This window comes from Blautia sp. HCP3S3_C4 (assembly GCF_052064095.1).
Lineage (GTDB): Bacteria > Bacillota > Clostridia > Lachnospirales > Lachnospiraceae > Blautia_A.
This window is the reverse complement of the sequence record NZ_JBQHWF010000001.1, coordinates 386,432-398,811: the sequence shown is the minus strand read 5'-3', so window position 1 is coordinate 398,811 and position 12,380 is coordinate 386,432. Positions and strand designations below refer to the sequence as shown.

Here is a 12,380-nt window from a genome sequence, read left to right as displayed (position 1 = left end):
TTCCCAGATTGCTTTGCTGCTTATAAATATCTGCCTGGACTTGGCAAAAAAATAAGCTCCGTGGATTTTTCTTTTATCCACAGAGCTTATTTTATTTGTCAGGCGGATATTTGCAATCCGCTCCGCTATTTACTCGATTCGGTTAAATCAGACAGATAAATCTCCCTCTGATCAGTGAACCTTCTGATCCAGCATTCTTTGGATCAGCTCAATTGTATCCTTCAGTCCATAGTTGGCACTGTTGATACACAAATCATAATTCTCCGGTTTTCCCCATTTCTCACCGGTATAAAATTCATAATATTTCTTATGCTGCTTATCCATCTGCTTCAGAAAACGTACTGCCTGCTTCAGATTCATATTACGGATATCCATAACATGCTGCACACGAACCTGGAAGGGAGCACTGATAAACAGACTGATATGAGGAATATGATTATTCTTAAGAATCGCATCTGCGCAACGTCCCATGATCACGCAGTCTTCACTCTTTGCCAGTTCACAGATCAGATCACTCATATTGAAAAATACTGCGTCCTGCTTCGGAAGTCCATGATAACGATTGAATTCCCTGAACCAGGTTTTCAGATCTGTGTGTTTTTTCTTTCTGTATTTATCAAATCCTTCAAAATTACCAGTATCACTGACTGCATTTTTGTCTGCCTGCAGACGCTTCATAACCTGATCAAAAATTTCTGCATCATAATAGTTGATCTGAAGCTGATCCGCCAGTTCAAATCCGATATCATTACCGCCACTTCCCTGTGTACGACTGATACAGATGATCAGATGGTCATTCTCTGAAATCTCGTTCTGGCGTCTTGCGATCAGATTATTCAGACTGATACGCGCTTTGTCTACAATATCTGTCTTCCCAAATGTATCAGGAAGACTTTCGATCTCTTTCAGAATACTGTCATACTCTATCATAAGACGTCTTCTCTCGCTCTTATCCCTGATGGTACGAGCCATGTTACTGATCAGCGCCAGTTCACTTCTGAGCAGATGTCCATCCGGCTTGGTATACATCAGTGCTGCCAGATGACGGATGGTTGTTTCTTTCTGTCCTGTAAATGTACGTCCCAGAGAGGAACCCACACATTTATAAACTTCTTCGTCCAGGTTATAAATGCGTATTGCAAGTTCTTTACATTTTTCCTGATTATCCTGCATAATGATCCTCCCTCCTTATAAAAAGAATACAAACATATCGATAATAAACACCGGAACCAGAAATACAACAGACCACAGCATATATCCGAAGAATGACGGCATCTTCACACCATTCTCATCAGAGATTGCCTTTACCATAAAGTTTGGGGCATTTCCGATATAAGTGTTGGCACCCATGAATACCGCACCACAGGAAATGGCAGACAGAATCTTGGTAGGTACTGTTCCCAGTGTAGTTGTGATTCCATTTGTAAATGCCAGCGTTCCTGCCGTTGTAAGGAATACCAGATAAGTAGGTGTGTTATCCAGAAAACTGGAAAGTGCACCGGTTGCCCAGAACATCTCTGCCGGTTCAGTAACTCCCAGATTCGGTCCTACCGCTTTCAGAAGCATCAATGCAGGCTGCATGGTGATAAAAATACCGATGAATAAAACCGCAACCTCCTGGATCGCACCCCAGGTAAAATGGTTTCTGATACGGATCTGCTTATCTGTTGTCTTAAAGGAAAGAAAAGCAACAAGCAATATGATTACAATTTCAATCAGTGCCGGGAATGTCAGGGTTACTTCTCCAAGAAGATGAATGCCTCTTACATTGCCTGCGGCATCCTGAAATGCGGACATTCCCGGAAGTACACCGCTTAAGATTACCGCGCCAACGATCATCACAAGGAAGATGATATTGTGCAGTCCATCCAGACGGAACTGAGTACCCGGTTTACGGATATCCGGTTTACGTCCATTTGCAATATCCTTTCTGTAGGAACGTTTATCAATCTGATAAAATACAAACAGCAAAATGACCATATTAAAGATCAGTACAGGGAACAGATGCAGACTCCAGAAGAATGGAACACCTCGCATAAATCCCATTAACAGCGGCGGATCTCCGATTGGTGTAAGACATCCACCCATATTGGAAACCATGAAGATAAAGAAGATCATAATATGTCCTTTTCTCTTTCTCCATGAATTCATTTTAATTACCGGACGTACCATCAGCATACTGGCACCAGTGGTACCGATACAGCTTGCCAGAAGAGTTCCCAGCGCAAGCAGACCCACATTAACACGAGGGGAACCTGCGAAATCGCCCTCCATGGTAATATTACCTGATACGCAGAACAGGCCGAATAACAGAATGATGAATGTAAGATAATCATTCACAATACAGTCCAGAACTGTCTCTGCAGTCTTTCCGGCTCCATAAACGAAAGCAAATGGAACCACCATCAGAATGATCCATAAGGCAACAACCAGTGGCTGATGAGACTCCCACCACTCCGCTTTTACCAGAGGCATCACTGCAATACATAACAAAAGCCCTGCAAAGGGAATGCAAAGCCATACAGGTACTGTAGATGGTGCTTTACTGCCTTCTGCCGCAAATACACTCAACGGACAAGCCAGAAGAACTGCCAAAAAAGCACCCAGTACGGTCACCAACTTTTTCAAAACTGCCACCTCCATATTGTATTTTCGTACAGCGCGATTATCATTCAGGAGATTTTTTTCATATACGTGTTTCTTCCTATTTAATATGCGCTTGTTTTTTTACAGATGCAATTATAACATACAGCATCCAAAAATCAATTGTATGGATAATGAATATTTATGCTTTATTTTGTACTTTTTTAGATATTTTTCACATTTTTTATACTTTCTTTTGTTTTATTCTTAACGATTTAGTCTTTTTTGCTAATACTTTTTGGTCTTATCTTATGTATTTTTGCAAATTGTACTGATTTCAAAACACACTTGTCTTTCCGGTGCTTACAGAAGGTATTTGATTTTATACAGAAAAATGCTCCCCGACAGCAATTCCCGCTGTCAGAGAGCATTTCGCATATTTCTTATATGAACTGATTGGTTGCTTCATCATACTCATAGTCGATGGAATGCATCTTCGCCACCAGTTCGTCTTTCTTCAATCCTCTGCATGTGCAGAGTGCTTCCAGGGAATCATAGTAATCCCTGAGCTGAGTATTCACATAACTCAGCAGAATCATTGGATCTTTGGGTATCATTTAGTTTCCGTCCTTTACCGTAACAATGAATTCCCCATTCTGAACATCCAGCACCAGAGTATCACCTGCGTGAACATCTCCGGACAAAATCTTTCGTGCCGCAAGAGTCTCCACATATTTCTGCAGATAACGTTTCAGCGGACGTGCACCATATACCGGGTCATAGCCATTCTCGATAACCTGATCCTTGGCTGCATCTGTCAGTTCTAGGGAAAGCTCCTGGTCTGCAAGACGTTTGTCAAGCTCGCCGACCATCAAGTCTACTATCTTACCAATATTGGATTTTGTCAAGGGCTTGAACATAATTATTTCATCCAGACGGTTCAGGAATTCCGGACGGAAATGACCTCTCAGGTCATCCATAACCTGGCTCTGAGCCTCAGGTTTGATCTCTCCATTCTCATCAATACCATCCAGCAGATACGGAGAACCGATGTTGGAAGTCATGATAAGAATTGTATTCTTAAAGTCAACTGTACGTCCCTGAGAATCTGTGATACGTCCATCATCCAGTACCTGCAACAGTACGTTAAACACATCCGGATGTGCTTTCTCAATCTCATCGAAAAGTACAACACTGTATGGTTTACGGCGGACTGCCTCAGTAAGCTGGCCGCCCTCCTCATATCCTACATATCCGGGAGGCGCTCCGATCAGTCTGGATACAGAATACTTCTCCATGTATTCACTCATATCAATTCTGACCATATTCTGTTCATCATCAAACAGATTCTCTGCCAGAGTTTTGGCAAGCTCTGTCTTACCTACACCTGTAGGACCAAGGAACAGGAAGGAACCGATAGGTTTGGTCGGATCCTTGATGCCGGCTTTGGAACGAAGGATTGCATCTGTAACCCTCTTCACACCTTCATCCTGGCCTACAACTCTCTTGTGAAGCTGATCTTCCAGAGCAAGGAGTTTGGCTCTCTCGCCTTCTGTCAGTCTTGTTACAGGAATACCGGTCCATCTGGAAATAATCCTTGCGATCTCATCATCAGTAACTGCCTCATGAACCAGACTTCTGTCACTTTCTTTCACACTCTTTTCTTCGATTTCCAGCTGCTGCTGTAATTTCGGAAGTTCGCCGTACTGTAACTGTGCAGCCTTCTCCAGATCATAATTCTGTTTTGCTTTCTGGATCTGCTTATTCACATCCTCGATCTGCTCACGAAGCTTCTGTAATTTTTCTACAGAATGCTTCTCATTATCCCACTGTGCTTTCTGTGTATTAAAGGTATCACGAAGCTCTGCCAGCTCCTTCTGAAGTGTTTCCAGACGTTCCTTACTCAGGTTATCTGTCTCTTTCTTCAGTGCAGATTCCTCGATCTCCAGCTGCATGATCTTACGGCGCTGTTCATCCAGCTCTGAAGGCATGGAGTCCAGCTCTGTCTTGATCAGGGCACAGGCCTCATCCACCAGGTCAATAGCCTTATCAGGAAGAAAACGGTCTGTGATATATCTATGTGAAAGTGTAGCTGCTGCAACCAGTGCACTGTCTGTAATCTTAACACCATGGAAGACCTCATATCTCTCCTTCAGACCACGAAGAATGGAAATGGTATCCTCCACTGTGGGCTCATCCACCATAACCGGCTGGAAACGACGTTCCAGAGCTGCATCTTTCTCAATATACTGACGGTACTCATCCAGAGTTGTGGCACCAATACAGTGAAGCTCACCTCTGGCAAGCATAGGCTTCAGCATATTGCTGGCATCCATAGCTCCATCTGTCTTACCTGCACCAACGATCAGATGTAACTCATCAATGAAAAGAATGATGTTTCCTTCACTCTTCTTTACTTCTTCAAGGACTGCTTTCAGACGTTCCTCAAACTCACCTCTGTATTTGGCACCTGCTACCAGAGCGCCCATGTCCAGGGCAAAAATCTTCTTATCCTTCAGACCTTCCGGCACATCCTCTGCCACGATTCGCTGTGCAAGGCCCTCGATTGCTGCAGTCTTACCTACACCAGGCTCACCGATAAGCACCGGATTGTTCTTGGTCTTACGTGAAAGGATTCTGATGATATTACGGATTTCCTCATCACGTCCGATCACAGGATCCAGCTTCTGGTTACGTGCCTTTTCGACTAAATCCTCGCCATATTTATTCAAAGTATCATAAGTAGCTTCCGGATTGTCACTGACTACACGCTGATTGCCTCGTACTGTAGAAAGTGCCTGCAGGAAACGCTCCTTAGTAATGCCAAATTCCTGAAACAGCTTCTTCATGCTCGGACTTGGATATCTTAATAAAGCAAGGAAGAGATGCTCTACAGAGACATATTCATCTCCCATTGCCTTTGCTTCATCCTCTGCACTGACCAGAGCCTTGTTCAGGTACTGTCCGACACGAAGTTCACCGCCGGATACCTTAACCCTGGCATCCAGTGCCTGATTCAGAGAATTTCTGAAATAATCTTTATCTATCTCCATCTTCTCGATCAGTTTAAGAATCAGGCTGTCTTCCTGTTCCAGCAAAGCATATAAAAGATGCTCCTCTTCCATCTCCTGATTGCCAAACTGATAAGCAACCTTCTCCAGATCCTGGACAGCCTGTACGGATTTCTGTGTAAATTTACTGATATTCATAGGCTAACCCTCCTCTTATATGAGAAATATCTCTCCCACAGGAGAAATATGTTGTTTTCTTTGTTCTGCATGTAATATAACACATGTTGTTAGCACTGTCAAGAGGTGAGTGCTAATTTTTTCAACTCCTCTAAAATTTTTCATTTACAGTTTTTGATTTCACTTAACGTTATATAAGTTCCTACGAAAAGATGTTTCTTATGTGTTGTACTGTTTCAGGAGTGCATCTAACAGGCGGTATGCTTCTTCACGATAATATTTGGAATGCTTTGCATGAAGCTCGTCCAGGTTGATGTTTGCAAAGATTTATGAATCGTATTGCTTTTCACACAGGAATAAGTATAATACATGAAGAAAAGGATGTGAAGGAGTAAGGAGTATGGAGCGTTTTCGACAGCGATATGGGATTGCTCTGACGAAAAAGAAATTGCAGGAGATCATCCTGATGCTGATGGCCTGGGAAGCGGTGTTTGCCTTTTCTTATCTGGGATACATTGAGCTTCCGGCCATTTCCACCACCACGTTGCACATTCTTGTGATTGTGGCGGCTATGATGCTGGGGGCACAGGGGAGTGTGCCGGTGGTATGCGTTTTTGTGGTCACGTCCATGTGGATCGGCACCTACAGCCTGTCCCAGCTCGACCGGATATTTTCTCCCTTTGCCAGCGGAATGCCCCTTGGATCCATAATGCTGGTATTTGCTCGCGTGCTGTTTGCGGCGAGAGCCGGTTGGCTCTTTGACCTTTATTTTCGGAAGCCTCGCATGTATGTCTATCTGGGCATTGCGGGGATTGCGGCTGCCAGCACCTTTCTTCATGGGCTGTGCGTTTTTGCCGCGTTATATTGCAGCTTCCCTATGCTGCGGCAAATGATTTTAGAGAATCTGTTTTCCTATCCCATATTTCGGGACTGGCTGTCCTATGTCCTGGCGATCATCGCCTGCTGCAGCATCCATTGGGTTCTGACTAGGAAGTCGGTGAAAAACAGATTGTCGCAGCTATGCGACTGTCCTCCGGCAATGCAAGAGTCCGGAAACCGGAAGCAGCTGATCTATTCGTAAACCGTTGCGGTAGTGGTGGGCATTCTGTGCATCCTGTTTCTGCGAAAGGCCATCTTCAAGGAGCTGTACCTGCAAGGCATAGATGTCAGCGAAAACCTGCACCAAAATATCACCGCCTTTTTGTTGCAAACGCTGGTGGCTCTGTTGGCGCTCTTTAGTGTTGTCAGCGTTCTGATTCAATGGATTTACGAGTATTATACGGCACAGCGGATTCGGATGAACAAAAAGCTGATGGAGCAGCGTATGAAAAGCTCCGTAGATGTTCTGACCGGCGTATTCAGTCGGCTGGCGTATCATGAGTGTCTGGAGCAGTACGCGGATTCCGTTCCGGCAGATCTGACCGTCTTTCTCATGGACATCAACGGCTTAAAGGGTGTCAACGATGCCCTGGGGCATGAGGCAGGGGACGAGCTGATATGCGGCGCTGCCCAATGTATCACCCAGGCGGTGGGGGATCGGGGGAAAATCTTCCGCATCGGTGGAGATGAGTTCGTAGTGCTGGGTCAAATGACCCAAGCCCAGGCGCAGGAAATTCTGGCGGCGCTGCAACGGATTGCGGCGGCCTGGTCCGGGACAAAGGTGGGGACGCTGAGTATTTCCTCCGGGTGTGCCTTTGCCGGCGACCATCCGGATTTGTCCGTAGAGCAGCTTACCAAGGCAGCAGATTTGTCCATGTATGCCCAGAAACAGGAATATTACCGGGCAAAGAAACTGTCCTCTGGCACACCCGTCTCTAGTGGGAACGGGGTGCGTCCATAAAAAGAAAAGGGATTTCTGCCATCCGGGCAATCAGTTGCCGGGGCAGAAATCCCTTTTTACGTGCCCAGCGAGGGCATGTTCTCTACTCGATTACTGTGCTCAGGTAATTTAATGGTGCCTGGCAGCATTACGTCTGAACATATTGTCAGCACACTAATCTCTTGGCGTTAAACCTACATACATATCTTTGTACTGTTTTGCACTCTTTTCCCAGGAAACATCTTTATTCATATCGCGGATCACCATATCATCCCAGGATTTTCTGTTCTCGAAATAGAGAGTCTTTGCTCTGTTTATCGCGTCGTAAAGCAGCCCGCTTTCATATCTGTCAAATGTAAAACCGTTTCCTGTATTCTCAAACATATTATAAGGCTGAACCGTATCTTTGAGTCCTCCGGTCTCTCTTACAATCGGAACTGCACCATATCTCATGGCTATAAGCTGTGTAAGTCCACATGGTTCAAATCTTGATGGAACCAGAAGTGCATCACATCCTGCATAAATATTGTGAGCCACATTTTCATTGTAAGCAATATATGCACAGAAATTGCCTTTATATTTGTTTTCATAATAACGGAATGTATTCTCATACTGAGAATCACCAGTACCAAGAACAACCACCTGTGTATGTTCATCCATAATTCCCGGGATTACGTCATTTACAAGATCAAGACCTTTCTGGTTGGTGAGACGTGAAATAAGTCCGATTACCATCTTATGCTCATCTACATCCAGCCCCAGAGATTCCTGGAGAGCTTTTTTATTAATCTTTTTATTCTTTATTGCTGACTTCTCATCGTAATCAGCTGCTAACAGCTTATCAGTTGCAGGATTCCAGATATCCGTATCAATACCATTCACAATTCCCAAAATCTTATTGTTGTGATATCTTAAATGCTCTGCAAGTCCCTCTCCATATTCCTCTGTCTGAATCTCCCAGGCATAGGTGTTACTTACAGTTGTAACTTTATTGCTGTAAGCGATGCCACCCTTTAACATATTGGCATCTAGCCAGTTCTGAATCATGCAGTCCTTATTAAATACATAATCAGGAAGTCCTGACCAGTATTGAATCCTTTTTCTGTCATAAATACCCTGGAACTTCAGATTATGTATTGTGAGTACTGAAATTGCACGTCCTACATCTGTATCCTGAAAACAGGTTCTCAGATAAAGTGGTACTAAAGCTGCCTGCCAGTCATGACAATGCACGACATCAGGAGTCCAGTTCAGATAATTAAGGGCAGCAAGGGCAGCTTTTGCAAAATAACAGAATTTTGGAATGTCATCTATGAGATTCGTATATGGATTTCCCCAGGAGAAGAACTCATCATTATCTATAAAATCATAGACAACCCCATCCTCCTGATATTCCATAATTCCCACATAATACTGCTTTCCATCAGAGCAGAGATTCATATCAAAGGAACCCCTGTATTCCATCTTTTCCTGAAATTTCTGAGGAATACATTTGTATCTTGGAATAATGACCTTAACATCAATATTTAATTTTGCCAGACTCTTTGGCAGGGCAGACATTACATCTCCCAATCCGCCGGTCTTAACAAATGGATAACATTCTGATCCAATGAAGGCTACACTTCTTCGCGGTCCCAGATCAGGCTGTCTCGTTGGAATGTTCTGTTCATTCTGTTCAACAGATGGCTCCTGAATAATTACGGCTTGCTTAACAGAAACATTCTCTACTGTTGGAGCAACAGTCTTAACAGCTTTTTGAGGACTGTTTTTTGCACTGCTTTTTACGCTGTTTTTTACGCTGTTTCTTGCATTGCTCTTTGTGCTACTTTTTGCATTGCCTTTGGTACTGCTTTTTTGAACTGTTTTTTTTCTCATATCATTGATCTCCCTTTTGCATTTTACAAAGTCCGAAATTTATTATGCCTTAACTAAAATGTCCTCCGGCAAGTTCCTGATAAACATTCATTTTGCAGATATTTATCATTTCCTGTTAATCTCAATTATAACACAAAATGCGCAAAGTAACTATTATTTATTATCTGAAATGCTTCCATCACTTAACTCTTACCTGAATGATACAAGCTGGTTTATTCCTTTTCATTATATCTGCCTCTTTTATTTTACAGATACACTACATAGAAAAAGGGATCTTCCACTCAGTCAATTTGAATAAAAAACATAATCTGTTTTTATTTCACGCATTCCATAATTATCATCTCACATCTGTCATATCCAAGCTGTGAGCTGTTCAGGCACAGTGTGTAATTGCTGGCTTTTCCCCAGTTCTGATCTGTGTAAAAGTTATAATTTGTTCTTCGCCTTTTATCTGTGTCTGTCATCATTTTTACAGCTTCCTTCTCTTTTACATTGTATAAACCAGTGATACGCTTTATTTTTTCCGGCATGTCCCCATGAATAAATACATTCAGCACACCGTCCCGGTCTTTCAGTATATAGTCTGCATTTCTTCCAATGATCACACAAGGCTCCTGCTCAGCCAATCCTAAAATAATATTTCTCTGTGCCTCATACACCATGTCCTCCACAGATTTTCCTGTGATATCACGACCGGAAAATGCATATGCGAACAAACCTTTTTTCGGAGATAATTCCGCATTTTCCTGAATATATTCCGGTGATAAGCCGGACTTTTCTGCAATCTGACCAATGATATTTTTATCATAATAGGCAATTCCGAGTTTCTTTGCCACTTCTTCTCCGATAAAACGTCCACCGCTTCCAAATTCCCTGCTGATCGTAATAATTCTTTTTGCCATCTCTGATTCCTCCTAGTTTAAAACATCAACCCTATTTTTTCTGATTTTCTTTAAAAATACATATCCCACAAAACATGAAATTATTTCAGTAATTGGAAATGCCCACCAGATCAACGAAACTCCCATCTGACCATTTCTGACAAACAGAGAAAAGATTCCCGCCAGTGGCAGGATAATAATCAGCTGTCTCAAAAGTGAAATCACCAGTGATTCCAGTCCGCCATCCAATGCCTGGTAAATTCCCTGATAAGCAACATTAATTCCGGCAAACAAGAAACTCACTGAAATCACTCTCATCGCGGCAATAAAATATTCTCTTGACTGTCCTGCATTAAACAGCATTGCAAACGCTCCGGGGAAAATCTCCGTAATTGCAATTCCCAGAATCATTAATGCAATGGTATAAATAAGTCCATATTTGATACCATCCTGAATTCTCTTTTTACTTCTCATTCCATAAGCAAATGCAATGATCGGAGTGATCGCATCTCGCAGACCAAAAGCAAGGAAGAGAACAAACTGCTGGACTTTATAGAACAAGCCATAGGCTGTCTGTGCTGATGGATTAAATTTCAGGATCAGATTCATCACATAAACCATAATAGACATCAGAGCCTGCGCAATAATTGCCGGAAGTCCGATTGCATAGATTTCTTTTATAACACCAGCATTCGGTTTCATGTATTTCGGTCCATGCCCGAATTCCCTGTTCAGTTTCATATGAAAAATAAGCAGCAATACAGCAGAAGCAACCTGACCAATTACAGTTGCGTAAGCTGCACCTTTCACTCCCATTTCAGGACAAGGTCCAATACCATAGATCATGATCGGATCGAGAATAATATTTACAACAGCACCAACCACCTGTCCGATTGTAGAATAAAGAGAACGACCTGTTGCCTGTAATAGCTTTTCAAATAAAGAAAAGAAAATAATACCAAAAGAAATCACACAGCATATACGCAGATAACTGACTCCCATTTCAAGTACTTCTGCATCAACTGTTTGTGATAAAATGTATGCTTTCACTCCAAAAATACCAAACAGTAAGCAGACCACATAAATGATCACACCCAGGAACAGACTGTTTCCTGCTACCTTTGCAGCCTTTTCCCTGTTTCCCTGTCCAAGTGTCCTTGCAAGAAGTGCATTGGTTCCTACACCTGTTCCGATTCCTACCGCTACCATAAGCATCTGAACCGGAAATACCAGAGTGAGGGCATTTAATGCAGCTTCACTGCCCACTCTCATATTTCCTACAAACGCACTGTCTACAATGTTATAGACCGCCTGCAATGCCATGGATAAGATCATAGGGATTCCCATCTGGATCATCAGCTTATTCACCGGCATATCCTTCATTTTGTTGCTTTCTGCCATTTTACTTTAACTCCTCTCTTTTCTGCACAAAAAAAGTGCGCACCCTGTCACATAAGCTGGACTTACGCTGACAGGCTACACACTTTTTCATGGCAAATATTCTATTTTAACAAAAGAAAAACTGGTTTCATCAGATAATATAACTTATCGTTTTTTTCATCCTGCGGATTCAAATATAAAATATTTTCTATTTTACAGATACCTGTAACTGGTTTGCTGACAAAGTCTCCAATTTCATATTTCACAAAAACCACTCCTTGCTGACCGACATTCTTATTCCGTAAAAGTATAACGTACAAAAGAACCCTGATTGTCTCCTGTTACTATTACAACATCTCCACTCTCGTTGCGTATGGATTCCAGAATCGGAAATCTTCCATTTTCTTTTACATAAGCTTCCGGGCTGGCTGCTTCTGCCTCGATCAAAGTTTTTTTACTGTACTGTTCTCCTCCACACGGATTTATATCCTCAATAAAAATTTCATACTCATGCATATGCAATTCCTCCTGAGATTCATTTTATAAAAACAAGCAGCATAACTGTTGTTTTCCGACTCATTACCATTACGCTACTCGCCCTTATTTTTATTATAAAGCCATTTTACTTTGATATCAAAAGCGTTTTTTGCTAAA

11 protein-coding genes are annotated in these 12,380 nt (G+C 42.5%); 2 read left to right on the top strand and 9 right to left on the bottom strand.

Annotated features, from left to right (window positions below; genetic code table 11):
- Positions 1-171: 171 nt before the first annotated feature.
- The 4 genes from ACTNC6_RS01815 to clpB all read right to left on the bottom strand — a co-directional run bounded on the left by ACTNC6_RS01815 (position 172) and on the right by clpB (position 5,792).
- Positions 172-1,173, bottom strand: coding sequence for an AAA family ATPase (locus tag ACTNC6_RS01815; protein WP_441043059.1), 1,002 nt, complete (start codon positions 1,171-1,173; stop codon positions 172-174).
- A gap of 15 nt (positions 1,174-1,188) precedes the next feature.
- Positions 1,189-2,628, bottom strand: a complete 1,440-nt coding sequence (locus ACTNC6_RS01810; protein WP_441043058.1) for a sodium:proton antiporter — start codon at positions 2,626-2,628, stop codon at positions 1,189-1,191.
- 398 nt (positions 2,629-3,026) lie between these two features.
- Entirely contained in the window at positions 3,027-3,200 is a 174-nt protein-coding gene (locus tag ACTNC6_RS01805) for a DUF4250 domain-containing protein (protein WP_008706656.1), read from the bottom strand.
- Positions 3,201-5,792, bottom strand: a complete 2,592-nt coding sequence (gene clpB, locus ACTNC6_RS01800) for an ATP-dependent chaperone ClpB (RefSeq protein ID WP_441043057.1) — start codon at positions 5,790-5,792, stop codon at positions 3,201-3,203.
- Between the two features lie 379 nt (positions 5,793-6,171).
- Here clpB and ACTNC6_RS01795 point away from each other — a divergent pair, with 379 nt between their 5' ends.
- Together ACTNC6_RS01795 and ACTNC6_RS01790 are read left to right on the top strand one after the other, a co-directional pair.
- Positions 6,172-6,852, top strand: a complete 681-nt coding sequence (locus tag ACTNC6_RS01795) for a hypothetical protein (protein WP_441043056.1) — start codon at positions 6,172-6,174, stop codon at positions 6,850-6,852.
- A 15-nt stretch (positions 6,853-6,867) separates the two neighbouring features.
- Positions 6,868-7,611: a GGDEF domain-containing protein gene (locus ACTNC6_RS01790; protein WP_441043055.1), complete on the top strand. Its 744-nt coding sequence runs from the start codon at positions 6,868-6,870 to the stop codon at positions 7,609-7,611.
- Positions 7,612-7,764: 153 nt separating this feature from the next.
- On the opposite strand, the gene ACTNC6_RS01785 is transcribed toward ACTNC6_RS01790, so the two are convergent.
- The 5 genes from ACTNC6_RS01785 to ACTNC6_RS01765 form a co-directional block, all read right to left on the bottom strand.
- The gene (locus ACTNC6_RS01785) at positions 7,765-9,465 is read right to left on the bottom strand and encodes a glycogen synthase (protein ID WP_441032322.1); all 1,701 of its coding nucleotides are present in this window, start codon (positions 9,463-9,465) and stop codon (positions 7,765-7,767) included.
- Between the two features lie 314 nt (positions 9,466-9,779).
- On the bottom strand, positions 9,780-10,367 hold the full coding sequence (locus tag ACTNC6_RS01780; protein WP_441043054.1) for an AAA family ATPase: 588 nt from the start codon (positions 10,365-10,367) through the stop codon (positions 9,780-9,782).
- 12 nt (positions 10,368-10,379) lie between these two features.
- Positions 10,380-11,747, bottom strand: coding sequence for an MATE family efflux transporter (locus ACTNC6_RS01775; RefSeq protein WP_441043053.1), 1,368 nt, complete (start codon positions 11,745-11,747; stop codon positions 10,380-10,382).
- A 101-nt stretch (positions 11,748-11,848) separates the two neighbouring features.
- On the bottom strand, positions 11,849-11,992 hold the full coding sequence (locus tag ACTNC6_RS01770; RefSeq protein ID WP_441043052.1) for a hypothetical protein: 144 nt from the start codon (positions 11,990-11,992) through the stop codon (positions 11,849-11,851).
- A 28-nt stretch (positions 11,993-12,020) separates the two neighbouring features.
- Positions 12,021-12,242 (bottom strand): hypothetical protein, encoded by a 222-nt coding sequence (locus ACTNC6_RS01765; protein WP_118508673.1) that lies wholly within the window; start codon positions 12,240-12,242, stop codon positions 12,021-12,023.
- Positions 12,243-12,380: the final 138 nt, after the last annotated feature.

Coding starts and splice junctions, on each gene's coding strand:
- ACTNC6_RS01815 (WP_441043059.1), bottom strand. CDS start 1,173: ATGCAGGATAATCAGGAAAAATGTAAAGAACTTGCAATACGCATTTAT.
- ACTNC6_RS01805 (WP_008706656.1), bottom strand. CDS start 3,200: ATGATACCCAAAGATCCAATGATTCTGCTGAGTTATGTGAATACTCAG.
- clpB (WP_441043057.1), bottom strand. CDS start 5,792: ATGAATATCAGTAAATTTACACAGAAATCCGTACAGGCTGTCCAGGAT.
- ACTNC6_RS01795 (WP_441043056.1), top strand. CDS start 6,172: ATGGAGCGTTTTCGACAGCGATATGGGATTGCTCTGACGAAAAAGAAA.
- ACTNC6_RS01785 (WP_441032322.1), bottom strand. CDS start 9,465: ATGAGAAAAAAAACAGTTCAAAAAAGCAGTACCAAAGGCAATGCAAAA.
- ACTNC6_RS01780 (WP_441043054.1), bottom strand. CDS start 10,367: ATGGCAAAAAGAATTATTACGATCAGCAGGGAATTTGGAAGCGGTGGA.
- ACTNC6_RS01775 (WP_441043053.1), bottom strand. CDS start 11,747: ATGGCAGAAAGCAACAAAATGAAGGATATGCCGGTGAATAAGCTGATG.
- ACTNC6_RS01765 (WP_118508673.1), bottom strand. CDS start 12,242: ATGCATGAGTATGAAATTTTTATTGAGGATATAAATCCGTGTGGAGGA.